Annotated in this window: 26 protein-coding genes; 18 read left to right on the top strand and 8 right to left on the bottom strand. The window is 64.5% G+C overall.

Annotation, left to right across the window (positions count from 1 at the left end):
- Window positions 1–77 precede the first annotated feature (77 nt).
- The 5 genes from AC3ENJ_RS08960 (at window position 78) to AC3ENJ_RS08980 (ending at window position 3,210) form a co-directional block, all read left to right on the top strand.
- Window positions 78–887 (top strand): TspO-related membrane protein, encoded by an 810-nt coding sequence (locus AC3ENJ_RS08960; RefSeq protein ID WP_190807003.1) that lies wholly within the window; start codon window positions 78–80, stop codon window positions 885–887.
- Window positions 888–1,047: 160 nt separating this feature from the next.
- Window positions 1,048–1,857: an EamA family transporter gene (locus tag AC3ENJ_RS08965; protein WP_308495828.1), complete on the top strand. Its 810-nt coding sequence runs from the start codon at window positions 1,048–1,050 to the stop codon at window positions 1,855–1,857.
- 29 nt (window positions 1,858–1,886) lie between these two features.
- Entirely contained in the window at window positions 1,887–2,462 is a 576-nt protein-coding gene (locus tag AC3ENJ_RS08970; RefSeq protein WP_190781499.1) for a mismatch-specific DNA-glycosylase, read from the top strand.
- Between the two features lie 86 nt (window positions 2,463–2,548).
- Complete coding sequence (locus AC3ENJ_RS08975; RefSeq protein ID WP_190781500.1) at window positions 2,549–2,989, top strand: hypothetical protein; 441 nt, start codon at window positions 2,549–2,551, stop codon at window positions 2,987–2,989.
- An 11-nt stretch (window positions 2,990–3,000) separates the two neighbouring features.
- Window positions 3,001–3,210 carry a helix-turn-helix transcriptional regulator gene (locus AC3ENJ_RS08980; protein WP_190781501.1) on the top strand — a complete coding sequence of 70 codons (210 nt, stop codon included), beginning with the start codon at window positions 3,001–3,003 and terminating at the stop codon, window positions 3,208–3,210.
- Between the two features lie 77 nt (window positions 3,211–3,287).
- On the opposite strand, the gene AC3ENJ_RS08985 is transcribed toward AC3ENJ_RS08980, so the two are convergent.
- The 3 genes from AC3ENJ_RS08985 to AC3ENJ_RS08995 form a co-directional block, all read right to left on the bottom strand.
- Window positions 3,288–4,616, bottom strand: coding sequence for a carboxylesterase family protein (locus tag AC3ENJ_RS08985; protein WP_431813782.1), 1,329 nt, complete (start codon window positions 4,614–4,616; stop codon window positions 3,288–3,290).
- Window positions 4,609–5,055: a GNAT family N-acetyltransferase gene (locus AC3ENJ_RS08990; protein WP_431813783.1), complete on the bottom strand. Its 447-nt coding sequence runs from the start codon at window positions 5,053–5,055 to the stop codon at window positions 4,609–4,611. Before AC3ENJ_RS08990 ends, AC3ENJ_RS08985 begins: the two co-directional genes overlap by 8 nt.
- A 105-nt stretch (window positions 5,056–5,160) precedes the next feature.
- Window positions 5,161–6,786 (bottom strand): alkaline phosphatase D family protein, encoded by a 1,626-nt coding sequence (locus AC3ENJ_RS08995; RefSeq protein WP_431813784.1) that lies wholly within the window; start codon window positions 6,784–6,786, stop codon window positions 5,161–5,163.
- Window positions 6,787–6,914: 128 nt separating this feature from the next.
- Between AC3ENJ_RS08995 and AC3ENJ_RS09000 the strand changes: the two genes are divergently transcribed.
- The 3 genes from AC3ENJ_RS09000 to AC3ENJ_RS09010 all read left to right on the top strand — a co-directional run bounded on the left by AC3ENJ_RS09000 (window position 6,915) and on the right by AC3ENJ_RS09010 (window position 9,959).
- On the top strand, window positions 6,915–7,676 hold the full coding sequence (locus AC3ENJ_RS09000; RefSeq protein ID WP_431813785.1) for a trimeric intracellular cation channel family protein: 762 nt from the start codon (window positions 6,915–6,917) through the stop codon (window positions 7,674–7,676).
- Window positions 7,677–7,687: 11 nt separating this feature from the next.
- Window positions 7,688–8,953: an amidohydrolase gene (locus tag AC3ENJ_RS09005; protein ID WP_431813786.1), complete on the top strand. Its 1,266-nt coding sequence runs from the start codon at window positions 7,688–7,690 to the stop codon at window positions 8,951–8,953.
- A gap of 91 nt (window positions 8,954–9,044) precedes the next feature.
- Window positions 9,045–9,959 carry an RCC1 domain-containing protein gene (locus tag AC3ENJ_RS09010; protein ID WP_431813787.1) on the top strand — a complete coding sequence of 305 codons (915 nt, stop codon included), beginning with the start codon at window positions 9,045–9,047 and terminating at the stop codon, window positions 9,957–9,959.
- 46 nt (window positions 9,960–10,005) lie between these two features.
- On the opposite strand, the gene AC3ENJ_RS09015 is transcribed toward AC3ENJ_RS09010, so the two are convergent.
- On the bottom strand, window positions 10,006–10,584 hold the full coding sequence (locus AC3ENJ_RS09015; protein ID WP_431813788.1) for a dihydrofolate reductase family protein: 579 nt from the start codon (window positions 10,582–10,584) through the stop codon (window positions 10,006–10,008).
- A gap of 71 nt (window positions 10,585–10,655) precedes the next feature.
- Between AC3ENJ_RS09015 and AC3ENJ_RS09020 the strand changes: the two genes are divergently transcribed.
- The 5 genes from AC3ENJ_RS09020 to AC3ENJ_RS09040 all read left to right on the top strand — a co-directional run bounded on the left by AC3ENJ_RS09020 (window position 10,656) and on the right by AC3ENJ_RS09040 (window position 14,734).
- Entirely contained in the window at window positions 10,656–11,222 is a 567-nt protein-coding gene (locus tag AC3ENJ_RS09020) for a TetR/AcrR family transcriptional regulator (protein ID WP_431813789.1), read from the top strand.
- Between the two features lie 151 nt (window positions 11,223–11,373).
- Window positions 11,374–12,429: an LLM class flavin-dependent oxidoreductase gene (locus AC3ENJ_RS09025; RefSeq protein ID WP_431813790.1), complete on the top strand. Its 1,056-nt coding sequence runs from the start codon at window positions 11,374–11,376 to the stop codon at window positions 12,427–12,429.
- Window positions 12,430–12,540: 111 nt separating this feature from the next.
- Window positions 12,541–13,431: an oxygen-dependent tRNA uridine(34) hydroxylase TrhO gene (gene trhO, locus AC3ENJ_RS09030; protein ID WP_431813791.1), complete on the top strand. Its 891-nt coding sequence runs from the start codon at window positions 12,541–12,543 to the stop codon at window positions 13,429–13,431.
- A 68-nt stretch (window positions 13,432–13,499) separates the two neighbouring features.
- Window positions 13,500–14,051, top strand: a complete 552-nt coding sequence (locus tag AC3ENJ_RS09035; protein WP_190781514.1) for a DUF488 domain-containing protein — start codon at window positions 13,500–13,502, stop codon at window positions 14,049–14,051.
- Complete coding sequence (locus tag AC3ENJ_RS09040) at window positions 14,048–14,734, top strand: MOSC domain-containing protein (RefSeq protein ID WP_190781515.1); 687 nt, start codon at window positions 14,048–14,050, stop codon at window positions 14,732–14,734. The genes AC3ENJ_RS09035 and AC3ENJ_RS09040 overlap by 4 nt, the downstream gene beginning before the upstream one ends.
- Window positions 14,735–14,789: 55 nt before the next feature.
- Here the strand turns inward: AC3ENJ_RS09040 and AC3ENJ_RS09045 are convergent, their stop codons facing one another.
- Window positions 14,790–15,611, bottom strand: coding sequence for an aldo/keto reductase (locus AC3ENJ_RS09045; RefSeq protein WP_190781516.1), 822 nt, complete (start codon window positions 15,609–15,611; stop codon window positions 14,790–14,792).
- A 102-nt stretch (window positions 15,612–15,713) separates the two neighbouring features.
- On the opposite strand from AC3ENJ_RS09045, the gene AC3ENJ_RS09050 reads away from it, so the two are divergent.
- The 3 genes from AC3ENJ_RS09050 to AC3ENJ_RS09060 all read left to right on the top strand — a co-directional run bounded on the left by AC3ENJ_RS09050 (window position 15,714) and on the right by AC3ENJ_RS09060 (window position 18,084).
- Entirely contained in the window at window positions 15,714–16,592 is an 879-nt protein-coding gene (locus AC3ENJ_RS09050; protein WP_431813792.1) for a uracil-DNA glycosylase, read from the top strand.
- The gene (locus AC3ENJ_RS09055; protein ID WP_431813793.1) at window positions 16,589–16,984 is read left to right on the top strand and encodes a YchJ family protein; all 396 of its coding nucleotides are present in this window, start codon (window positions 16,589–16,591) and stop codon (window positions 16,982–16,984) included. The genes AC3ENJ_RS09050 and AC3ENJ_RS09055 overlap by 4 nt, the downstream gene beginning before the upstream one ends.
- A 65-nt stretch (window positions 16,985–17,049) precedes the next feature.
- Window positions 17,050–18,084, top strand: a complete 1,035-nt coding sequence (locus AC3ENJ_RS09060; RefSeq protein ID WP_431813888.1) for a tellurite resistance/C4-dicarboxylate transporter family protein — start codon at window positions 17,050–17,052, stop codon at window positions 18,082–18,084.
- A gap of 9 nt (window positions 18,085–18,093) precedes the next feature.
- Here the strand turns inward: AC3ENJ_RS09060 and AC3ENJ_RS09065 are convergent, their stop codons facing one another.
- Window positions 18,094–18,900 (bottom strand): PIG-L deacetylase family protein, encoded by an 807-nt coding sequence (locus tag AC3ENJ_RS09065; RefSeq protein WP_431813794.1) that lies wholly within the window; start codon window positions 18,898–18,900, stop codon window positions 18,094–18,096.
- Here AC3ENJ_RS09065 and AC3ENJ_RS09070 point away from each other — a divergent pair.
- On the top strand, window positions 18,899–19,408 hold the full coding sequence (locus AC3ENJ_RS09070; protein WP_431813795.1) for an O-acetyl-ADP-ribose deacetylase: 510 nt from the start codon (window positions 18,899–18,901) through the stop codon (window positions 19,406–19,408). The two genes, AC3ENJ_RS09065 and AC3ENJ_RS09070, sit on opposite strands and share 2 nt — an antisense overlap.
- A gap of 2 nt (window positions 19,409–19,410) precedes the next feature.
- On the opposite strand, the gene AC3ENJ_RS09075 is transcribed toward AC3ENJ_RS09070, so the two are convergent.
- Complete coding sequence (locus tag AC3ENJ_RS09075; protein ID WP_431813796.1) at window positions 19,411–20,397, bottom strand: malate dehydrogenase; 987 nt, start codon at window positions 20,395–20,397, stop codon at window positions 19,411–19,413.
- Between the two features lie 137 nt (window positions 20,398–20,534).
- Between AC3ENJ_RS09075 and tpx the strand changes: the two genes are divergently transcribed.
- Window positions 20,535–21,032, top strand: a complete 498-nt coding sequence (gene tpx, locus AC3ENJ_RS09080) for a thiol peroxidase (protein ID WP_431813797.1) — start codon at window positions 20,535–20,537, stop codon at window positions 21,030–21,032.
- A gap of 161 nt (window positions 21,033–21,193) precedes the next feature.
- Here the strand turns inward: tpx and AC3ENJ_RS09085 are convergent, their stop codons facing one another.
- Entirely contained in the window at window positions 21,194–23,407 is a 2,214-nt protein-coding gene (locus AC3ENJ_RS09085; protein WP_431813798.1) for an NADP-dependent isocitrate dehydrogenase, read from the bottom strand.
- Between the last annotated feature and the right edge of the window lie 17 nt (window positions 23,408–23,424).

Consider the following 23,424-nt stretch of genomic DNA (forward strand, 5'->3'; position numbering starts at 1 on the left):
CACGTCACCGAGGCCTGTTAATCAGTTGTCCGATGGTTTCTTCGTTACCGTGATCGGACGCTATCCGAAGGAGAGTCATGGGGACCGACCTGGCCCGCCGGTTAGTCGTTACCGCCGCCGAAATCTTCTGCATTGTCGGCACGCTCGTGGGAACGGGGGTGATCGGCACACGGGTTGCGGAGTCCTCCGGTGGCGCGCTCTCCGCGGACGCCACCCTCATCGCCCCGCTCGGAACGGCATTCTCGATCTGGTCTGTGATCTACCTCGGACTCTTCGCGTACACCGTGTGGCAGTGGCTGCCTCGGGCTGCCACCACCGCACGCGAACGCCGGATCGGCTGGCTCGCGGGTATCACCATGATCCTCAACGCCGCGTGGTTGCTGGTCACCCAGGTTGACTGGATCTGGGTCAGCGTCCTGGTCATCGTGGCGCTCGCCGTCACGCTTGGCCTCCTGGTCAAGCGGTTGCGTGAGAATCCGGGCACGACGCCGCTCGGCAAGCTTGTCGTGGACGGCACCTTTGGCCTGTACCTCGGTTGGGTCACCGCGGCCACGTGCGCCAATATCGCCGCCGCGGGATCCGCAATGGGCTGGGGCTCCGGCGGATCCACCGACGAATGGATCGCCATTGCCGTGCTGGCCGTAGCGGTTGGGCTGTCCGCCGTCTACGTGGCCGCATTCGGACCCCGGTTCGCGGTGGCCGCCGGTATCGCGTGGGCCCTGGCATGGATCAGCGTGGGTCGGCTCACCGACGAACCGGCTTCGCAACCCGTCGGTATCGCAGCAGCCGTCCTGGCCGCGGCTGTGCTGATCATCTGGGCGGTGGGACGAGTGCGGTCCAGTCGTGCGGCCCGCGGCGATCGCAGCGCGCAACGCCAGCCCACATAATCCTGAGGATCGAAGGCACGGGGGCGCACGATCCGGGTGCGGTCAACGCTGGGGACCGCGTACATTCGGTGGGGTGACCAACCGCTCGTCTCATTCCCACCCGCCGACGGCGCCGGGGTCCCCCGCAGCCGGAGTCACCCTAGTTGTTGCGGCCGCGCTCGTGACCCAAACCGGTGCGGCCATTGCCTATCAAATCTTTGACCGAGTGGGTGCTCAGGGCGCAGTCTTCCTGCGATTGCTCATCTCATCCCTGCTCCTGTGGGTTGTGTTCCGCCCCTCGATTCGGTCGATCACCAGCAAGAACCTGCCGGTCATCCTGGGGTTCGGGCTGAGTCTCGGCGCCATGAACATGTGCATCTATCAGGCCATTGCCCGGTTGCCGCTGGGCGTCGCGGTGACCATCGAACTGCTCGGGCCGCTGGTCCTGTCGGTCGTGTTGTCACGGAAGCTGAGTGGTTTGCTGTGGGCCGGTCTCGCCCTCGCAGGGGTTCTTCTGCTCAGCGGGGTCGGACCCAGCACCGACGGTCTGGACCCGGTAGGGGTGGCATTCGCGCTGGCGGCCGCGAGCATGTGGACGCTGTACATCTTGATGTCTCGACAAGCTGGGCGGGAGTTTCCTGGGACCCAAGGTCTCGCGCTCGCCATGGTGGTGGGAGCCTTACTGGCCGCGCCCTTCGGCGTGGCCAGCGGCGGCGTGGACCTCCTGGACCCGTGGGTCCTGCTGATCGGCGCACTGATCGCCGTGATGTCCTCGGCGGTGCCTTATGCGCTGGAGCTCGCGTCGTTGCGATTACTCGCCGCGGAGACGTTCGCCATTCTGGTCAGTCTCGCTCCCGCGATAGCGGCACTCGTGGGGTGGGTCATCCTGGGGCAGGCCCTTGATGTTCCAAAAATAGTGGGCATCGGACTGGTAATTCTTGCCAGCGCTGCCGCGGTGAGGTCGGCTCAGAGAGGCTCCGGCAGACGGTAGTCGATGAGACTCGGAGATAATCTGGCCCCATGGGATTTTCTCGCGCAGAACTCGATGCTTTTCGCGATCGCACCGTGCCGGACCTGCTGCCCGATCCGTTGAATCTCCTGTTCGTGGGCATCAACCCCAGCTTGTGGACCGCGGCCACGGGCGCGCACTTCGCGCGGCCCGGAAACCGGTTTTACCCCGCCCTGCATCGAGCTGGCATCACGGACATTCTCATTGACGCGCGAGACGGATACTCGGAATCAGACCTGGCAGAGCTGACGAGCAAAGGTATTGGTAACAGCAACATCTGCCCACGCGCGACAGCTCGCGCGGAGGAGCTGTCGCGCGAGGAATTATTGGCCGGGGCGGATCGGCTGAATCGGCTGGTGACCCAACGGCAACCGACAGTGGTGGCCGTCCTGGGGATCACGGCGTATCGGGCCGCCTTCAAGATTCCGAAAGCCCAGCTCGGTCAGCAGAAATCCCCGTGGCCCGGAGTGCACCTCTGGGTGGCGCCGAATCCCAGCGGTCTCAATGCCCACGCGAGTGTCGACGATCTGGCGGCCGCGTATCGAGAGATCGCGGAAGCAGCGGGAATGGTTGTCAAACAACCTTGACACCCAGCAGTAAAGTTTGCTTGACTTGGTCAAGTGCGCTTTACATGTCCGCCAGGGTCGTAGGGGCCCGGATCAAGGGAGTCATCATGGCAACAGCAACCCGGTCTCGGACCGGTGGAAAAGCTCCGCTTTCGGCATACGTGCTGAGCGTCCTCATGGCACTCGTGCTCGCGTCCCTCGTGGGAGCCATTGCCTCGGTGTTCTACGACGAGAACAGAGTGCTCGGGTTCGTGATCTTTGCGGCCTGCAGCGTGGGCACATTTTTTGTCCTGGGTTGGGTCCTGTTCGTTTCCACGTACACCGTGGCGGAGGACCCGCACGCGGAGGACAACATTGAGCACCGTTGGTATGACAGAGCCACGTCCGGTGCGTTCCACGACATACTCACCACGGCAGGTATTGCGCTCGTCGTCGTGACAATCACCAGGATCGAAGTCAGCGGCGTGAGCGTATTGCTACTCCTCCTGATTCTGGCGATGATCAGTTGTGCCGTGCGCTTCTGGGCGGCCAGAAGGCGAGACTCCTAGTGGAGAACGCCATGGCAGAGCGGCGCGGGGAACGTTCATGGTCGCAGGCGCATCTGGCGAAATTGTTGGGGGTGTCTCGGCAAACGGTGATCTCCATTGAGCGAGGCAGGTTCGACCCCAGCCTTCCCTTGGCCTTTCGAATTGCGGAGGTCTTCGAGTGCCGCATCGAGGATTTGTTCACACCGCAGGAAACGCCGGTGTCCGATTCCGACAAGAGCTGACCTGAGCCATTCCGGCAGGGTCGGGTGACTCGTCCGCTCCCGATCGCTGGGCCCAGTAGGCACTCGTGCAGCACCTGTCAGGCAAGAACCCGAAAACCGATCTCCGACAGGCTGCTCACCGTCCCGCCGCGGGCGAACTCCGTCCACTGGGCTCGCAGCAACCGGCCCCGTTCCTGCATGTCGTTGAGACTCAGACCCAGTGCACTGGGCGCACCTTCCCACGCGCTCGACGGGAAGAGCAACGGGAGTTCCGCAATGTGGGCCGCATTCAACGGGTGCTCCTCATTGCCGTAGGACAAGACGTACCCCGTGACGTGGCCACCGGCCGCCGCGTGTCGGGCGGCGAAGGCTTTGGCTCCCGTTCCGTAAATCCGCTTGGTCAGGGGCCGGACCACCAGCTGTTCCAGGGCAGGGTCCCGCTTGGGCTTTTCCAGCCGTTTGAGCAGCACGGGAACGGCGGCGGCGAACAATGCGACCTCGCGGGTCGTGTAGCCCACCAGCACCTCGACCTTCGGGGCGACCTCGCGCCACGCCGCGTCCAGTTCCTTTTCGGCGGGCAGCGGCGGATGTCCGTACTGCACGCCGAAGGGCATTTGGCCCTTCAACCCGAAGCGCGATGCTGCCTTCTCCGCCGTTGACTGGGCGGAGGTCACTTCCTCCCAATGGGCATCGGGTGCCAAACCGCTCACGGTGCGTGACATGACCGCGTTCATCTTGCTGCGGCTTTTCATGAGTCCGAACGGCGCACTTTGCACGATGGCGCGTCGGAACAGGCCGCGGGTGCCCTCGGAAATCATGAGGTGGGCGGCGGCGTCGCCACCCGCGGACTGGCCGAAAATGGTGACGTTGGCGGCGTCGCCACCGAAGGCCGAAATATTGCGGTGCACCCACCGCAGCGCCTCGATCTGATCGAGCAGTCCCAGATTGGCGGGACTGGTCCGGCCGTCACCCAGGTAGCCGAACAAGCCCAGGCGGTAGGTCACGTTGACCACCACCACGTTCTGCTCGGCGACCAGCGTGCTCGGGTCGTAGAACGGTGCGTCACCGGCGCCGGACACGTACGAACCCCCGTGAATCCACACCATGACGGGCAATTCGGCGTCCGGTGCGGTGCCCGCGGGCACGGTGACCGACACGCGCATGCAGTCCTCGTCCACGGGGAGCTTGCCGATACTGCTGCCCACCGCGTTATCGAGCAGGGGCACGGGCGCCTGGGGGCAGGCCGGGGACCAGGACGTCGCCCGGATCGGTTCATGCGCATCACTCACTGGCCTTGGCGTTTCCAACCGGGCGGCACGCGCGTAGCGGATGCCGGTGGCGCGATCCACGGGGCCGTCGTGCCAGCCGACCACCGTGCCTGCGGGGGCGTGCCAGATCGGCTGGTCGTGCATTGCGGCCTCAGTCATCATCCACCTGTCGTTCGAGCAATCGACTCATCCCCACGTTGCGAGGCGATCTGTCCTTGAATCCGTGACGTTGGTACAGGCTGCGCCCGGGTGGGTCGGCCATGAGGCGGACGAATGCATTGGGCGGAGCGTCCTGGCGAATCCTATCCAGCAGCCACGTGAGGATCGTGTCACCGAGTCCTCGGCGCTGGTGGTCCGGTAAGACCGCCATGTCGATGATGTGGAAATACCAACCGCCGTCACCGATGACTCGCCCCATGGCAACGGTTTCTCCGGTCGGCCCGTGAAGGATGTGCGCCGCAGCCCAGGCGCCGTTGATTCCGGCCATTGCCTGCTGGTGCGTCTTGGGACTCATGCCCGAGGCCTCGCGCAGGTGCACATACGACGCCACACTGGGCGGGCCCACTCTCAGCACATAGCCGTTCGGCAAACTCACCATGGACACCATTGTGAACCGGCCACCCGGGGATGTGCACACGGTACGACGTCGCCTCGGTGACCTTGGCCGGCTCAGGTCACTGATGCGACGTCGTACCGTGCGGGTTCAGTGCTCCGGTGTGAGGGTGCGCTGGTAGACCGCGCGCCCGTTGGCATTGATGAGCTGCACGGTGAACTCCCCGCCGTCCTCAGCGATGGATACGTGCCCGAAGTATTGGTGGTCACCGTTGCGGGGCGAGGCCAGGGCGGGGCCGGCCTGTTCGAAGTCCACGCGAGGTCCGAACGTGCCATCGAGTTTGTTGGGGCCGAAGGCACCCGCGTTGATGGGGCCCGCCACGAACTCCCAGAACGGTTTGAAGTCCTTGAACGCCGCGCGCTCGGGGGAGTAGTGGTGGGCGGCGCAATAATGGACGTCGCCGGTCAGGAAGACCACGTTCTTGATGTCGTGGTCCTTGATGGCCTTTAAGATCCGGGCCAGCTGCAGTTCGCGGCCCAGCGGTGCCCCGTGATCGGCGTTGGAAATGGACTCCTGGCCCTTACCGTCCGGCACGATCAGGCCCAGCGGTAGGTCATTGCCGATGACCTTCCACGTGGCACGCGAATGCCGCAGTTCGCGGATCAGCCAGCGGGTCTGTTCCTCGCCCAGGATGTCGGTCTCGTGGGTTTCCTGACCCGGGGTGTTCTCGCCCTTGAATGTGCGCATGTCCAGGGCGAACACATCGAGGTGGTCGCCGCGTTCGACCTTGCGGTAGATGCGGGCCGGCTCGAATCCCGTGCCGTGGGACAGCGCACGGGAATCAGCGATGGGCATGTACTCCTGCCACGCCTGGCGGCCACGAGCGGCCAGGGTGTCGACGTCGCGCACCTGGGTGTAGCGCTCGTCCTCGAGGATCTCGCCGGGCCACCAGTTGTTGGTGGTCTCGTGATCGTCCCACTGCGCAATCACGGGGACCTCCGCGTACATGGCCCGCAGGTTCTTGTCCAACATGTTGTACCGGTGCCGGCCGCGGAACTCATGGAGCGTCTCGGCGACCTTGGAAACCTCTTCGGTGACCAGGTTGCGCCACAGGGGTTCGTTCGCAACCTCTAGGGTCTTCTCGATGGGATTGTCCGCGTAGACGGTGTCGCCGGAGTGCAGGAAGAAGTCCGGTTTGGTCGCGTGCATGGCGGCGTAGCCACGCATCCCGCCGATGTCCTCGTTGATGCCGTAGCCCTGTCCCGCGGTGTCTGCGGTCCATACGAAGGACTGTGGCGCGGAGGTCTTCGGCCCGAAACGCTGACCCGGAGCAGTGGTGAAACTGCCCGTGGCGCGCTCACCCATCCGGCCCCGTTCGTCCTCGAACGCGTAGGTGACCTTGAACCGGGTTCCGGAGGGTAGCTTGCCCGCGAAGATCTTGGCCGTGTGATCGGACTCGGGGGTGGCCCACCCCGAGGTCAGACGAAGACCACGGGCGAAGCGCCCGCGCAATGGGGCGCCGTCGGCGGAGACCGCCTGGAGCGTGGCATGCAAGCGGCCCGTGCCGGAGGAACGGGCCCACAGCACCGCAGAGTTGGACGAGACGTCACCGGAGGCGACGCCGCTGGGCAAAGTCAGGCGCTTGCTGACCAGCCCCGGGGTGTGGCGGTCACCGCGGTGTGCGACCGCGGTACCGGGAACGGCGATGAGGGCCGCGCCGGCCAGGCCACCGGAGATGAGTTGACGACGGTTGATGGGCGCATTGTTGGTAGTCATGGGCTCATGGTGGCGGCCCCGAGTGACATGCAACTTGCGGGTATCTGAACAGCAATCGCGCTGGCTTCGTCCTCGTTGCGGGAGTAGTTCTAGGCTGTACGGGGTAAGAGTTCAATGCGGAAAGTAGGGTGCAGTCGGTGGAGATCGACCCCAGGGCAGTATTCGACGTGGTGGATCTGCTGGGCGTGATCACCAATGGGATTCTGGGTGGCGTGGTGGCCCGGCACCTGAAAATGGACCTGGTGGGGTTCGTGATCCTGGCCATTGTGTCCGGCCTTGGCGGGGGCATGCTGCGTGACACCCTGCTGCAACAGGGTTTCCCGGTGGCTCTGACCAATCCCGCCTACCTGACCACCGCTCTGGCCGGCGCGCTGATCGCCTACCTGCTGCCGTTGGAACAGCGGTGGACGCAGCGCGGGTTGTTCTTCGCCGACACGCTCTCGGTCGGTTGTTGGGCCGCCACCGGAACCATCAAGGGTATGGCCGCCGGGCTGGGCTGGATGCCTTCCATTTTGTTGGGCGTGGTCACCGCCGTGGGCGGTGGAATGATTCGCGACATTGCCGTGGGGCGGGTGCCCGCAATCTTTGGCGGCAACACGTTGTACGCGACCAGCGCCTTGATCGCCAGTGCGGAAATGTTTGTTCTGGCCGAGCTGGGACAGCCCAACATCGGCATGGGCGGTGCTATTGCCCTCAGTGCCGTGCTCAGCTTGGCGGCTCGGCGGTTTGGCTGGCGGTTGCCAGGCCCGGCGAACCTCAACCCGAAAGCCTTCAAACGACTGGCCCGATTGCCTCGCCCCGGAAAGCGTTACCGCAAGAAACACGAACCCGTTCGCGGGAGGACGGACCCAAAGGGTGGGAGTAGCATCGGCCAGGAAGGCAGCAACTAGGAGGGCACAGCATGGCATCCACCCACGTGGCAGAGCAGATTTTGAGGGGTCAGTCGAGCCTCAAGGACTGGCAGGAGGAGTTGTACAAGGACTTCCATTCCCATCCGGAACTGGGTTTCCACGAGGAACGCACGTCCGCAATCGTGGCCAAAAAACTCAACGAATTCGGGTTTGAGGTTCACGAAAAGGTGGGGCCCACCGGCGTCGTCGGCGTGTTGCGCAACGGTGACGGACCCGTGGTACTGATGCGCGCTGACATGGATGCCTTGCCCGTGAAGGAGGCCACCGGCCTGGACTACGCGAGTACCGAGACGTTCACCGATGAGAACGGAACCACCACGCCGGTGATGCACGCGTGCGGCCACGACGTGCACGTGTCCTCCCTGCTAGGTGCCGCTCGCCTCATGTCCGAATCCAAGGACGCCTGGCAGGGTACCTTCATAGCGCTGTTCCAACCCGCCGAAGAACTCGGCACGGGAGCCCAGGCCATGGTGGATGGCGGCCTGGCAAATGTGATCCCGCAGCCGACCGTGGCGTTGGGTCAGCACGTGATGGCCCAACCCGCGGGAACTGTCTGCACGCACGAGGGCCCGTTCCTGTCGATGGCGGCGAGCCTTCGCGTAACCCTGTTCGGGCGGGGGAGTCACGGCTCCATGCCGCATCTGTCCATTGATCCTGTGGTGTTGGCGGCCATGGTGGTCGTGCGACTTCAGGCGGTGGTAGCCCGGGAAATCGAACCGGGTGAATTCGCCGTGTTGACCGTGGGCAAGATCGCGGCCGGGACCAAGAGCAACATCATTGACGATCACGCCGTGCTCGAACTGAACATCCGTGCGTACGACCCCGCGGTGAAGGATCAGCTGGTCGGGGCCATTGAGCGTATTTCACTCGCGGAATCACAAGCCTCCGGCTCGGCCAAGGAACCCGAGATCGAAGTGATCAACAACTACCCGCTCACCGACAACGAAGCTGGGGCCACTGCCACGGTTGCCGAGGCTTTCAACGGGTACTTCCCGGCAGAGGCCATCGCCCACTACGGCCGGCAAACCGCCAGCGAGGACTTCAGTGACGTTCCCACCGCGCTGGGTGTGCCGTACACCTACTGGGCCGTGGGAGGCGCCGATCCCGAGGCCTATGCGCAAGCGAAGGCCAAGGGAACCGTAACGCAGGACATCCCGGGCAACCACTCGCCCATGTTCGCCCCCGTCATCCAACCCACGCTGACGAACGCCACGGCGGCTATCGTGGTGGCCGCATCCGCGTGGCTGGGTAAGTAGCGGCCAGGCATCACCTGCGCACCTGCGGGTGTATGTGCGTTCTGAGCACGGGCAAGCGAGGCACACACCTTGCAACAACCCTGCGACTGGAATGACCCCCCCGCCTTCTGAATGGAAAATCAGCACGATGATGTCGCCGAACATCCACAAGCACACTGGCCAACTACATCAGCTGGCTGCCGGACGACGGCACTCGGTTGGTCTGGTTGCAGACGGTACAACCGTGGCGGTCGGCGACAACGCATCGGGCGAATGCGACGTCGGCACCTGGCGGGGTGTCGCATCCGTCGCCGCTGGAAACGTGCACACCGCCAGGAACACAGGCCGTTCTCACACCGTGGGACTGCTCGACGACGGCCGTGTGATCGCGACGGGGTGGAACTCCGACGGTCAGTGTGACGTCGGGGAGTGGTCAGGCATCGTGAGCATCGCCGCGGGGTGGCGGCGCACGTTAGGAATTCTGGCAGACGGCTCCGTTCTCGCGACCGGCCGTGAGACTGAAGGCGCCTGTGATGTCGGCGGGTGGCAGGAGGTCATCGCCGTTGCCTGCGGTGACTGGCATTCAGTGGGACTCCGCGCCGACGGAACCGCGGTAGCAACCGGAAGCAATCGTCTACGCCAGTGCGAGATCGCGGGTTGGCACGAGCTGGCTGCGATCACAGCGGGTTACCTGCACACCGTAGGTATCACCGCGGGCGGCCGCGCACTGAGCACGGGTGATCCGAGCTCCGGCGCCTGCGGCGTGTCGCAGTGGTGCGACCTGGTCGGCGTCTCTGCTGGTAGCTACCACACGGTGGCAGTCGATGTTCACGGCCGGGTATTTGCTGTTGGGAACAACGACAACAGGCAATGTGAGGTCAACACTTGGCAAGACGTCATTGCCGTTGCCGCGGGTTCTGCACACACGTTGGGGCTCCGCGCCGACGGCACCGTACTGGCCACCGGAACCAATCGCGATGGACAGTGCGAGACCCATGGCTGGAAGCTCACGAGCGAGCAGCCCTGACGCCCCGTTGAGGGGAAGTTCGCACTCGATCCGAGTCTGCGGAGGATCACTGTGCCCCGCCGCGCGAGACGTACTCCTCAATGAGGACACCGGACTTGAAAGTGCGAGAATCGATCAGATCGAATCTGCGTGGGTCATAGGGTGCCGTGCCGAATAGAGGGACCCCGCTGCCGAAGACCATGGGGCTGCGTTTCAGGACGAGGCGATCGATCTCCGAGACGAGGGTGCCCGCGAGTTCACCGCCGCCGCAGAGCCAGATGTCCAGGCCGTCTTCCTGCTTCAGAGTACGGACGGTTGCGAGTGGATCATCAGTGAGGGTGATCGCCGGGTCGACGTCGCGGGCTTGGCGGCTCGCGACGACCTGCCGCAGGTGTGGATAGGGGCTGGCGATGCCGACATCCAGGGCGGGTCCAAGGGTGTTCCATCCCATGATCACGGTGTCGAACCGGGTTTTTGGGGGCTCGATGCCCAACGCTGTGTGTGCATGCACGGGCAGCGCATCCGCGTACTCACCGAAAACAACGGACGTATAGTCGCCTTCGACGAGGAACGCATCGAACCCGCCCGTCGGGTCGGCGATGTAACCGTCGATGCTGACGGCGACGTAGTAGACGAGTTCTCGCATTTGCGCTCCAATCACGACAGATGTCGTAGTTAAAGTACAACAGCTGTCGTGGTTTGGATAGCATGAGGTACATGGCCCGGAATGACGAACGCCGCTCTGCCCTCGCTGATGCGGGGATCCGTGTGCTTGCAGAGGAAGGTGCACGCGGTCTTACTCATCGCGCGGTCGACACCATTGCCGGCACGCCGCGCGGTACGGCCTCGAACTACTTCCCCACGCGGGACGACCTCATCTCGGCGCTGGTCGATCGCATCGAAGAACGGCTTACTCCCGACCCCGGTACCATCCCGGCACGGGAGTCACGCCCGCCCAACAAAGCACTGTTCGCCGACTATCTGCGCGATGTGGTGCGACGGCTCAGCATCGACCCCCACGTCTCTCTTGCGCTGTTCGAACTGCGGCTCGAAGCGACCCGCAAACCTACCGTGGCCACGGCGCTCGGAGCATGGCGGCAGCGCGCATTCCGCGACGATGTGGTGTTCAACGCCGCCACCGGGCTCCCCGGGGGGCGAACCGAGATCGCGTTACTGCACTACGCGATCGACGGCCTCATGCTTGATCACCTCACCGTGCCACTCGACACCGGTCTCACGATCGATGCGGCCGTCAATGAGTTCGTCGAACGGATTCTCAAGTAGTCATTGGTGCGGGTTCACCGTCAAGAACGGGGGAATCACGGAGAACGCACCCATCTTCGACCGGCCCTCCCAGGGCCCGCCTGAACAAGCCTGAACAGGGGGTAGTCCTTGATTTAGAAATATTATTCGGATCAAGTATGTTGCGGTTGTTATGAAGGGTTTTGGTTTTCTGAGTTTCGGCCATTACGGTTCCGGTCGCGGGCCCGGTGATCCCGACGCGCGCCAGTCGTTGCGGGATGCCGTCGAGATCGCGGAAGGTGCCGATGAACTGGGCGTCAACGGCGCGTACTTCCGTGTCCACCACTATGCGCGTCAGTCGGCGTCCCCCATGCCGTTGTTGAGTGCCATCGCGGCGCGCACCCGCAACATCGAAGTGGGTACCGGCGTGATCGACATGCGATACGAGAACCCCCTGTACTTCGCGGAAGAAGCTGCGCAGCTGGATCTTCTGGCGGATGGCCGGGTGGCTCTCGGCGTGAGCCGGGGATCTCCGGAGCCGGCACTGCGCGGTTGGGAGTCCTTCGGCTACACGGGGTCCGAGGACCCGCGCGGCGCGGATATTGCGCGCGAGCACTTCCAGAAGTTCATGCGAGCTATCAAGGGCGACGCCATGACCTACGCGGATCCCGCCCAGTACGGCGCCGGGGCCAAGTTGGCCATTGAGCCGCAGTCGCCCGGTCTGGCCGAGCGTATCTGGTGGGGTGCCGGGTCAGCCAAGACCGCTGAATGGGCTGGCGAACAGGGCGTGAACCTCATGAGTTCCACGCTGCTGACCGAAGCCAACGAGGGTTCCTTCGCGCAGCAGCAGGCCGAGCAGGTGCGTCGGTTCCGCGAGGCGTTCCGCGCCGCCGGCCACGCCCGCACACCGCGCACCTCGGTCAGTCGCAGCGTGTTCCCCATTGTGGGGCCCGAGGACGAGATCTTCTCCTACATGGGGGCGCGCGAATCCCGTGACCAGGTGGGCGTGATCGACGGGTTCACCTCGATTTTCGGGCGCACCTACGCCGGCCCGCCGGACACCCTGGTGGAGCAGTTGAAACAGGATCGGGCCGTGATGGAATCGGACACCCTGATGCTCACAATTCCCAGCCAGCTGGGGCCCGAACTGAACCTGCGCATCCTCGAGAACTTCGCCAAGTACGTGGCGCCCGAGCTCGGGTGGCAACCGAACACCGAAGGCCCCGTGACGGGGTACGAGATGTCCTGAGCCGAGCTGGCGGCGTCGTCCCGTGGTCGGCAACGACGACGTCGCCAAGCTCACCCTCCCGGGGCTGCTCACCACGCGTGGGCGGCCCCGCACTCGCTTAAACTGGTGGGTATGTCCCTGCCGAAAATTGTGCTGTTCTATGTCTTCACGCCACTGGCCGATCCCGAGGCCATCAAGCTGTGGCAGCAGAACCTTGCCGCGCGCACCGACGTGAAGGGGCGCATCATCGTCTCCGAGCAGGGCATCAACGCGACCGTGGGCGGGGACATCCACGACGTCAAGCGGTACCTGAAGGGCCTCAAGGAGTACGCGCCGTTCAAGGACGCGGACATCAAATGGTCGGACGGAGCGGGAAACGACTTTCCGCGGTTGAGTGTCAAGGTGCGTCCGGAGTTGGTGACCTTTCACGCCCCGGATCCCATCACCGTGACCGAGGATGGCGTGCGCGGTGGTGGCACGCACCTGAAGCCACACCAGCTGCACGAGCTCATGGAACAGCGCGGGGAAGAGGTGGTGTTCTTCGACGGCCGCAATGCCATGGAAGCGCGGATCGGGAAGTTCAAGGACGCGCTGGTTCCGGAAACGGACACGACCCGCGATTTCATTGACGAGATCGAGTCGGGAAAGTACGACGCGTTCAAGGACAAGCCCGTGGTCACCTATTGCACGGGCGGCATCCGCTGTGAAGTCCTGTCCGTACTGATGAAGAACCGCGGTTTCCAGGATGTCTATCAACTGGACGGCGGGATCGTCCGCTACGGCGAGGCGTACGGCAATAAGGGGCTGTGGGACGGTTCGCTGTACGTGTTCGACAACCGGATGCACATGGAGTTCGAGCCTGGTGCCCAGTCACTCGGGATGTGTGTCGAGTGCGGCAAGGCCACGCCCCGGTACATCAACTGCGCTGAGCGCAGCTGTCGGCAATTATTCCTGTGCTGCGAGGGCTGCAGCGCATCGGGCGCGCGCGATCACTGCCCGGACTGCGTTCCGGTGCCCGCCTGACACGCATCGTTTTCACCGGGGTCTTCGTGCCCCGCGCCACGTACTGCAAAACCTCGTAACCTTGAACTATGACTCAACCCGCGACCCTCATGACCTTCGGCCACGGCACCGCGGATCGCGGCGAGCTGGCCCGGTTGCTCCGCGGTGCCCGCGTCGAACGAATCGTGGACGTGCGCAGGTTCCCGGGTAGTCGACGCAACGACGCCGCCGCACGCGGCCAGATCGAGGAGCTCGCCCACGAGCTGGGTATCGAATACGTGTGGGATGGACGCTTGGGCGGTCGCCGCTCGCTCACCAAGGCCGAGGACGAGGTATCACCGGATCAATGGTGGCGCGTCAAGGCCTTCCGTGCCTATGCCGCGTGGACCCGCACCGAGGAATTTCGTGCCGGCATGGCCGATTTGCTAGCCGGTCTGGACGACAAACGCACGGCCGTGATGTGTTCGGAATCCGTGTGGTGGCGCTGTCACAGGCGCATCATTTCAGATGTGGCCACTGCGGAGTACGGTGTGCGCGTGGTACATCTGATGCACAACGGAAAATTCACGGTGCACGAACCCAGCGAGGGACTGCGCCTGGACGATCGCAGAGACCCGGTATGGGACGGCGCGCAGGCATGAGTCAGACACAAGTAACGGTGAGTGGACCGACGATCACGGACGCCTCGATCACCCTGCTGCGGACCGGCGAGGTGAAGACCCAGCACTGGGGGTCCTCGCGCAGGTTCCGAACGGCCGCCGTGAAGACGCCGCACACCGATCCGGTTCGCCTGACGGTCACGGGTTTCGTGGGGGACGAGCAAGGGAACCCGAAATATCACGGTGGGACCGAGAAGGCCGTGTGCTGTTACCCGGCCGAACACTATGACGAGTGGCGTGCCGAGGGACTTCAGCTGCCGGACGGCGCGTTCTTCGAGAACCTCACCATTCGGGGTGCCACCGAGGACAGGGTGTTCCTGGGTGATGTCTACCGAGTGGGCGGCGCTGTCGTCCAGGTGACCCAGCCGCGCACGCCCTGCGCGACCATTTCCAAGAAGTGGTCCAACCCAGACCTCCCCAAGCTCATGATGAGCACCAATCGCTGCGGGTACTACCTGCGGGTGCTCGACGAGGGTGACGTCGAGGTCGGAGACCGCTTCGAGTTCGTGTCCCGCCTGCCGGATGCGGTGTCCTGCGCCTTCGTGAGTCGGATCATGAACGTGGAGCGAGGAGACCTAGCGGCCATGCGCGAGCTGCTCGAAGCCCCCGAATTTCCCGAACGCTGGCGCAAGCAACTGCTGCGTCGCCTGGGCAAAAGCGCCTGAGCTCGCGCGCGAGTCGCGCTCGGCACTGATTGAACCTCAGCCCGCGCGGTCCGGATCAGATCATCTCCAGCGGCCCCGGCTGGTCCGGCGCGGGGAAGGCCGCGTCAATGGCCCGCAGATCCTCCGCGCTCAGCCGCAGACCAAGGGCACGGGCATTGTCCGCCACATGCTCGAGCGTGGAGGCTTTGGGAATGGCAATCGTGTTGCCGTCCCGGATGGCCCACGCCAGCAGCACCTGTGCGACGGTCGCATTGTGGTTTTCGGCAATGTCCTGGAGGGCCTTTTCCCCCAGCAACTCACCCTGACCGACGGGGGAGTAGGCCATGGCCACGATCTCACGTTGTTTCATGGCGGGGAACAACTCCAGTTCCGCTCCCCGGCTCGCGGGGTTGTAGAGCACCTGATTGACCAGCGGATTCTCCGGGTAGGTCTCCAACTCCACCAGGTCCACGTTGGACACACCCCAGTCGCCGATCAACCCGCGGTCCACGAGCCGTTCGAAAGCCATGAGGGTTTCCTCCACCGGATACGACCCGGGCCAGTGCAGCAGGTACAGGTCAATGTGATCGAGCCCCAGGTGACGCAGGCTGCGCTCGCAGGCTTGTTGGGTTCCCTTGGCCGACGCGTTAGACGGCAGTACCTTGTCCACCAGGTACACGTCGTCGCGAATCGGGGCGATTGCCTCGCCCACGAGTTCTTCGGAGCGCCCGTTGCCGTACATCTCCGCGGTGTCGATGAGTGTGAGGCCCAGTTCCACACCTCGGCGGAGCGTGTTGATTTCGGCCTCGCGGGTAGCGGTAGAGTCGCCCATGTTCCACGCTCCCTGTCCGATCGCGCTCAGTTGGGTGCCGTCGGACAGTTCTACGATGGGGTTCACAAGATCTCCTGGGTGAGCGGGGTGGGGTGGACACCACGCTAGATTCCCCGGTGAGTCTCCGCAATTGCTCACCCACGTCACATCGCAGGGAGCACCCCAGCAATGACACCAACGGACCCCCAACCCACGCTTTTACCGCACCCGCTCACCGAGCAACTCTTCCCCTCGCCCGTGCCTCCCGGTTCTGGCTGGCCGGAGGACCCGGCCGCGTCGGACACGCCCGTGGCCCACGACGCCGCCGGGGTGCGGGCGCTTGCGAACGGCGCGAGCGGCGTCGCCGACCTGAACGCCCTGTGCAGCGTGTGTCGGGCCTGCGATCGCTTGGTGCACTGGCGCGAAAGCGTGGCCGAGCAGAAACGGGCCTCGTTCGCGGATCAGCCCTATTGGGGTAGGCCCGTGCCGTCCTACGGTGACCCGCGCGCTCGGCTCGTGATCGTAGGACTGGCACCCGCCGCCAACGGGGGAAACCGGACGGGGCGCATGTTCACCGGCGACCGCGCGGGCGACTGGTTGTACGCGGCGCTCTACCGCGCGGGGTTCTCGGCCCACGAGACGGTGAGCACCGCCGGAGACGGGCAACGGCTGCGGGATGTGCGGATGATCGCGCCCGTGCGGTGCGCCCCACCGGCCAATAAACCGCTGCCCGCGGAAAAAGCTGCGTGCAGTGGCTGGTTCGACCGCGAAATAACACTGCTCCCCGAGGTCGAGGGGATCATGGCGCTGGGCGGCATTGCGTGGCAGACAACCTTGGCCGCCGCGGTGCGAATGGGGTGGGGCGTGCCCAAACCCCGCCCGAAGTTCGGACACGGCGCCGTTGTCGTGTTGCAGCGGCCGGACGGGCGGCCCGTTCGGCTGGTGGGCTGCTACCACGTGAGCCAGCAAAACACGTTCACGGGGCGGCTGACCGAGCCCATGCTGGACCGGGCAATCGCGCTGGCGGCCGGGCGGGATCCCGATCATTCGGTACACTCCCAAAAATGAGTGTGTGTCCGTGTGGTGGAATTCCGGCCGGTGCGTCCTACGAACAATGCTGTGAACCGGCACTGACCAACCAGCAATGGCCCAAGACGGCCGAGGCCCTGATGCGCTCGCGGTACACGGCCTTCGAACTCGGCCACGAAGATCATGTGTTCCGCACGTGGCACCCCTCGACCCGTCCGCCGGAGGTCTCGGCAGACCCAGGGACCGAGTGGCTGGGACTGACCATCCACAGCACGGAAGCGGGCGGAGAACAGGACGAGAGCGGCGTGGTCGAATTCACCGCGCGATATCTCACTGCGGGGCGAGGCGATAGTCAACGCGAGGTGTCCCTGTTCCGCAAACGCGCCGACCGCTGGATGTACGTGGCTGCCATGACCGGCGATGAGCAGTGACGGTTCCGATTCCTCGTCCCTCGAGGGTGCGGGGCGAGCGCGCTCGGAGTGCGCTGCGTGCCAGCGTGGCCGGATTGCCGCCGTCGTGTTTTGCGATGGTGATGGGCAGCGGCATAGTGTCCGTAGGGGCCTACCAATTGGGATTGTCGGGACTTTCTCGCGCAATCATGGCCATTGCCGTGGTGGCGTTCGTGATCCTGGTGGGGCTGTCATTGTGGCGGGCCGTGGCCTTCCGGAACTCGCTCATGGACGACCTTCATGACCCGTCCAGGGCCTTCGGGTTCTTCACCGGTGTCGCGGCAACCAACGTGGTGGCCATTTGTCTGATTGCGATCGGGGTGCACGCCGGAGGTCTGATCTTACTTGCTGCGTCGGCTGTGGGGTGGGTGATCCTGGGATATCTGGTACCGTGGTTCGCCGTCCTGGGGCGTGCTGAGCGGCCGGTCCTGAAGTTGGCCAACGGTTCGTGGTTCATTTGGGTGGTTGCCGTTCAATCCATGGCGGTGGTCAGTGCAACCCTGGAACCGCTCTACCCGGATGGGCGGCAGTTACTGTCCGTGATCGCGGTGATGTGCTGGTCCATCGGACTCATCCTCTACGCCGCGTGCGCCGTGTTCCTGTCCCTGCGCTTGCTGGTGTACCCGATCACGCCGGAGACCATCGACCCGCCGTACTGGGTGGCCATGGGTTCCCTGGCCATCTCGGTGGTGGCGGGCGCGTTGATCGTGGAAATGGACAGCGCTCCCATGGTGGATGTGACCCGCGGGCTGGTGGCCGGTCTGGCCGTGGTGCTATGGTGTTTCGCCACGTGGCTGATCCCGGTGCTCGTTGCCCTGGGAATCTGGCGGCACGTGGCCCGGAAAATTCCGCTGACGTACCACGCGTCCTGGTGGTCCATGGTGTTCCCACTGGGCATGTACGCAGTGGCGGGGATGTATTTGGGGCGGGCCAACCATTTGCCCCTACTCACCGGCATCGGTCAGTGGTTTTACTGGGTGGGAGCTGCCGCGTGGGCGATCACGCTGGTGGCGATGCTGATCAGCGGGGCACGAACGGCCCTGGGTCTGCGCCGCGTCACCGGAATGACCGTGGGCTCATAGGGCTGTTGTTCAGCGCAGTTCGTACAGTTTGATCCCCAGAGCGTGATCCACACCGGCGGCACGGCCGGTGTCCGCGGTCATTTCGGTGATCATGTCCTTGGGGTCGGGGTGGCTGTCCAGGGCCGAGAGGTACTGCTTGTGGCAGCGCAATGATTCGACCGCGGCGTCGATATTGGCCTCGGTGAGCTCCACGGCGTAATCGGGTGCCACTCCGTTGACGATCAATCGGGTCACGCCCCACGGCTCCAGGCCCTCACAAGCCATGAGCTCACGGAACACCCAGGGGTTGTCGGCATCCCGAATCGCGTCCAAAGTGGCGAGCCCCGCAGCCCGGTGATCGGCCTGATTCAGACCCCACGTAGCCTTCTCACCCCAGTTCAAGGTGACCACGGTGTCCGGCTTGGTCTTCCGGATTTCCCGGGCAATACGTTTGCGCAGGTCCATCCCGTATTCGAGCATGCCGTCCGGCAGGTCCAGGATCGTGAGGTTCTCGACTCCCACGGCCGCGCAGGCGTCGCGCTGTTCCTGGGACCGCAGCGGGCGGACCTCGCTCGGATCCTTGTCCCGGATGCCGGCCTCGCCCGCGGTCAGCAGCAGATAGGACACGTGTGCACCGTGTTCCACCCATCGGGCCACGGCCGCAGAACCGCCGTACTCCATGTCGTCCGGGTGGGCCACCACGCACAAAACGGTCTGCACCCCAGAATCGTCAAAAAGAGGAAGATCGGCCATGACTTCAGCGTAGGCAGCCGCAACGCCGGCGGCCAGGGATTCAGCCCGTGGCGTTCGCCGTGCGGCGGCGTAGGGTGAAGTCATGGACGTTCAGATTGTCAAAGGTGACATCACCAAGGTGCACGCAGACGCCATCGTCAACGCCGCCAACTCCAAACTGCTCGGAGGCGGGGGAGTGGACGGCGCCATCCACCGAGCGGCGGGCAAGCAACTCGTGGAAGAGTGCAGACACCTGCGCGAAACCACCCTCAAGGACGGGCTTCCGGCGGGTCAGGCCGTGGCCACGGACGGGTACAACCTTCCCGCGCGATGGGTGATCCACACCGTGGGCCCCGTGTTCGCCAAGAAAACCGATCGCAGCGACATCCTGGCCTCGTGCTACCGGGAGTCGCTGCGGGTGGCGGACGAGATCGGCGCGAAATCCGTGGCCTTCCCGGCCATTTCCGCCGGGATCTACAGGTGGCCCATGGACAACGCCACGGAAATCGCTGTGCGCACCGTGCGGGAAGCAGACACGTCCGTGGAGACCGTCATTTTCGTGCCGTTCTCCGATGACGCGGAAGAGATGTTCCACGAGGCCCTCGGCCGCTGAGACTAAATCAGACCCAATTCACGAACGGCCGAGCGCTCCGACTCGAGCTCGGCCACGGACGCATCAATGCGCGAGCGGGAGAAGGCCGAAACATCCAGGTCTTCCACGATCGACCAATCGCCGTTGGACGTGGTCACCGGGAACGAGCTGACCAGGCCCTCGGGAACGCCGTAAGAACCGTCGGAGACCACGGCCATGGAGGTCCAATTGCCCTCGTCCGTGCCGCGGAACAGGTCCCGGGCGTGGTCAATGGTCGCACCGGCCGCGGACGCTGCGGACGAGGTACCCCGTGCCGCAAGAATTTCCGCTCCGCGCTTGGCGACCCGGGGGATGTACTCCTCCTCCACCCACGAGTGATCCACCAGCTCCAGGGCCGGTTGGCCCGCCACCGTGGTGTGACTCAGATCCGGGTACTGCGTGGCGGAGTGATTGCCCCAAATGCTCATCCGCTTGATGTCGGTCACGGGTGCACCGGTCTGCTGGGACAGCAGTGAGATGGCCCGGTTGTGGTCCAGGCGCGTCAGCGCACTGAACCGATCGGCGGGGATGTCCGGGGCATTCTGCTGCGCGATCAACGCGTTGGTGTTCGCGGGGTTACCGGTCACCACCACGCGCACATCGTCCGCGGCTGCCTTGTTCAACGCCGCGCCCTGGGCAGTGAAGATTGCACCGTTGGCTTCCAACAAGTCGCCTCGCTCCATGCCCTTGGTGCGGGGACGGGCGCCCACAAGAAATGCCAGGTTGGCGCCGTCGAAGACCTTCTCCGGATCATCACCCGTCCGCACATCAGCCAGCAGGGGGAAAGCGCAGTCCATGAGTTCCATGACCACACCGTCCAGCGCGCCCAGGGCCGGCGGAATCTCCAGCAACTGCAGGCGCACCGGCTGGCCCGGACCGAACAGCTCGCCCTGCGAGATGCGGAACAGCAGGCTGTAGCAGATCTGGCCTGCGGCTCCGGTGACGGCAACGTTGACGGGTGCTGGACTCATGGATCCTCCTGAGGCGCGGCGTGACGCCGGTTACGCGGACGTGCAATGGTGTCGAGACTAGCAGCGGGAAGTTCAGCGCACGGCTAAAGATGGCCCGAGATGCTGACATGACGCGTGGCGCACAGCACAATGAAGACATGGCAACTACCGCATTTCAGGGAAACACCGTCCGCATTTCCGGCGAACTGCCGGACACCGGCACCACCGCGCCCACCTTTGACCTGGTGGGCTCCGATCTCAGCCCCGTGACTTCCCAGGATTTCTCCGGCAAGCGCGTGGTCCTCAACATTTTCCCCTCGCTGGACACCGGCGTGTGCGCCCAGTCCGTGCGTGAGTTCAACGAACGCGCGGCGTCCTTCGACAACACCGCAGTGGTCTGCGTATCCAAGGACCTGCCGTTCGCCCACGCTCGCTTCTGCAGCGCCGAGGGTATTGACAACGTCAGCACCGGCTCGGCCTTCCGCTCGAACTTCGGCGAGGACTACGGCCTGGTGCAGAGCGATGGCCCGCTCGAGGGTCTGCTGGCTCGTGCCGTGGTCGTTCTCGACGAGGGCGGCAAGGTGGTCTACACCCAGCTCGTGGACGAGATCACCAACGAGCCCGATTACGACGCCGTTGCCGGCGTCTTGTCCTAAGCTCTCACGCTGAAAAGGGCGGGGCTTTGGGGTCCCGCCCTTTGTCATGCCCGGCCTCTCGCGGGTCAGGGCCGCGGCAGAACGAGCAAAGAATGACGCCGCCGCGCGGCCCCCGAAGAGGCGACGCGGCGGCGTCGGCGATCCAAGAACGCGCTACGCGATCAGGCGCTGAGCGAATCCACGATCTTGTTCAACGTGGCCGAGGGGCGCATCACGTGAGAGGCCTTCTCGTTGCTGGGCCAGTAGTAGCCGCCGATGTCGGCGGGCGAACCCTGGACCTCGAGCAGCTCCTTGAGGATCGTGTCCTCGTTGGTGCGCAATTCCGATGCAACTTTCTCGAAGGCCTTGGCCAACTCCGGGTCTTCGGTCTGCTTGGCCAGCTCCTCGGCCCAGAACAGCGCCAGGTAGAAGTGCGATCCGCGGTTGTCGATCTCGCCGGCCTTGCGGGACGGGGACTTGTTCTCGTTGAGGAACGTGCCCGTGGCGCGGTCCAGCGTGTCCGCCAGCACCTGGGCCTTGGGGTTGTCGTACCGAGTGGCCAGGTGCTCGAAGGAAGCCGCCAGGGCCAGGAACTCACCCAGCGAATCCCACCGCAAGTGGTTTTCCGCCACGAGCTGCTGCACGTGCTTGGGAGCGGAACCACCGGCACCGGTCTCGAACAGGCCGCCGCCGTTCATCAGCGGAACAATGGACAGCATTTTGGCGGAGGTACCCAGTTCCAGAATGGGGAACAGGTCGGTGAGGTAATCACGCAGCACGTTGCCGGTCACGGAGATGGTGTCCTCGCCGCGTCGGATGCGCTCGATCGTGAACGCGGTGGCGTCCACGGGGGAGAGGATCCGGATGTCCAGACCGTCGGTGTCCTCGTCCGCCAGGTACTGGTTGACCTTCTCCATGAGGTTACGGTCGTGGGCGCGGGACTCGTCCAACCAGAACACGGCAGGCATGCCGGAATCGCGCGAACGACGAACGGCCAACTGGACCCAGTCCTTGATGGGGGCGTCCTTGGCCTGGCACGCGCGCCAGATGTCACCGGGCTGAACCTCGTGGGACAGCAGGACACCGCCGGCCTGGTTGACGACCTGCACGGTGCCGGCCTTCTCGATCTCGAAGGTCTTGTCGTGCGAACCGTATTCCTCGGCCTTCTGTGCCATGAGACCCACGTTGGGAACGGTGCCCATGGTGGTGGGGTCATAGGCGCCGTTGGCGCGGCAGTCCTCGATCACGGCCTGGTACACACCGGCGTAGGAAGAGTCCGGCAGCACGGCCAGGGTGTCCTCCTGCTGGCCCTCGCGACCCCACATCTTGCCGGAGGTGCGAATCATGGCGGGCATGGAAGCATCCACGATCACGTCGGAGGGCACGTGCAGGTTGGTGATGCCCTTGTCCGAGTTCACGTACGCGAGTTCGGGGCCGTTGTCGATGCCCGCTTCGATCGCGGCCTTGATCTTGTCACCGTCGGCCACGTTGGACAGTCCGGAGAGGATGCCACCCAGGCCGTCGTTGGGGGACAGGCCGGCGGCGGCCAGCTGATCGCCGTACTGGGCGAAGACCTCGGGGAAGAACGCCTTGACCACGTGGCCGAAAATGATGGGGTCGGAGACCTTCATCATGGTGGCCTTGAGGTGGGTCGAGAACAGAACGTCCTCTTCCTTGGCGCGGGCCACCTGGGCCTTGAGGAACTCGTCGAGGGCCGAGGCGCTCATGAAGGTCCCGTCCACCACTTCACCCTTGAGGACCGGCACGGATTCCTTGAGCACGTCGGTGCCCTGATCGGTGACCAGCTGAATCTTCAGGGTGTCATCGGCGGGCATGACCACGGACTGTTCATTGGAACGGAAGTCGTTCTCGCCCATGGTGGCCACGTTGGTCTTGGAATCCGCGGACCAGTCGCCCATTGAATGCGGGTGCTTCTTGGCGTAGTTCTTCACGGCCTTGGGAGCACGGCGGTCCGAGTTGCCCTCGCGCAGCACGGGGTTCACGGCGGAACCCTTGACCTTGTCGTAGCGGGCGCGGATGTCCTTGTCTTCGTCCGTCACGGCCTCTTCCGGGTAATCCGGGATGTCGTAGCCGGCGGCCTGTAGCTCCGCAATGGCGGCCTTGAGCTGCGGGATGGAAGCGGAGATATTGGGAAGCTTCACGATGTTGGCTTCCGGGGTCTTGGCCAGTTCGCCCAATTCGGTGAGGGCATCGGCCACGCGCTGTTCCTCGGTCAGGCGGTCCGGGAACTGGGCGGCAATGCGGCCGGCCAGGGAAATATCCCGGGTTTCCACCTCGACGCCGGCGGTGGAGGCAAAGGCCTCGACCACGGGCTTGAACGAGTAGGTGGCCAGCAGGGGTGCTTCATCCGTCTTGGTGTAAATGATCTTGGGCATGGGGCAATGACTCCTTG

Source organism: Kocuria sp. cx-455, from assembly GCF_057707085.1.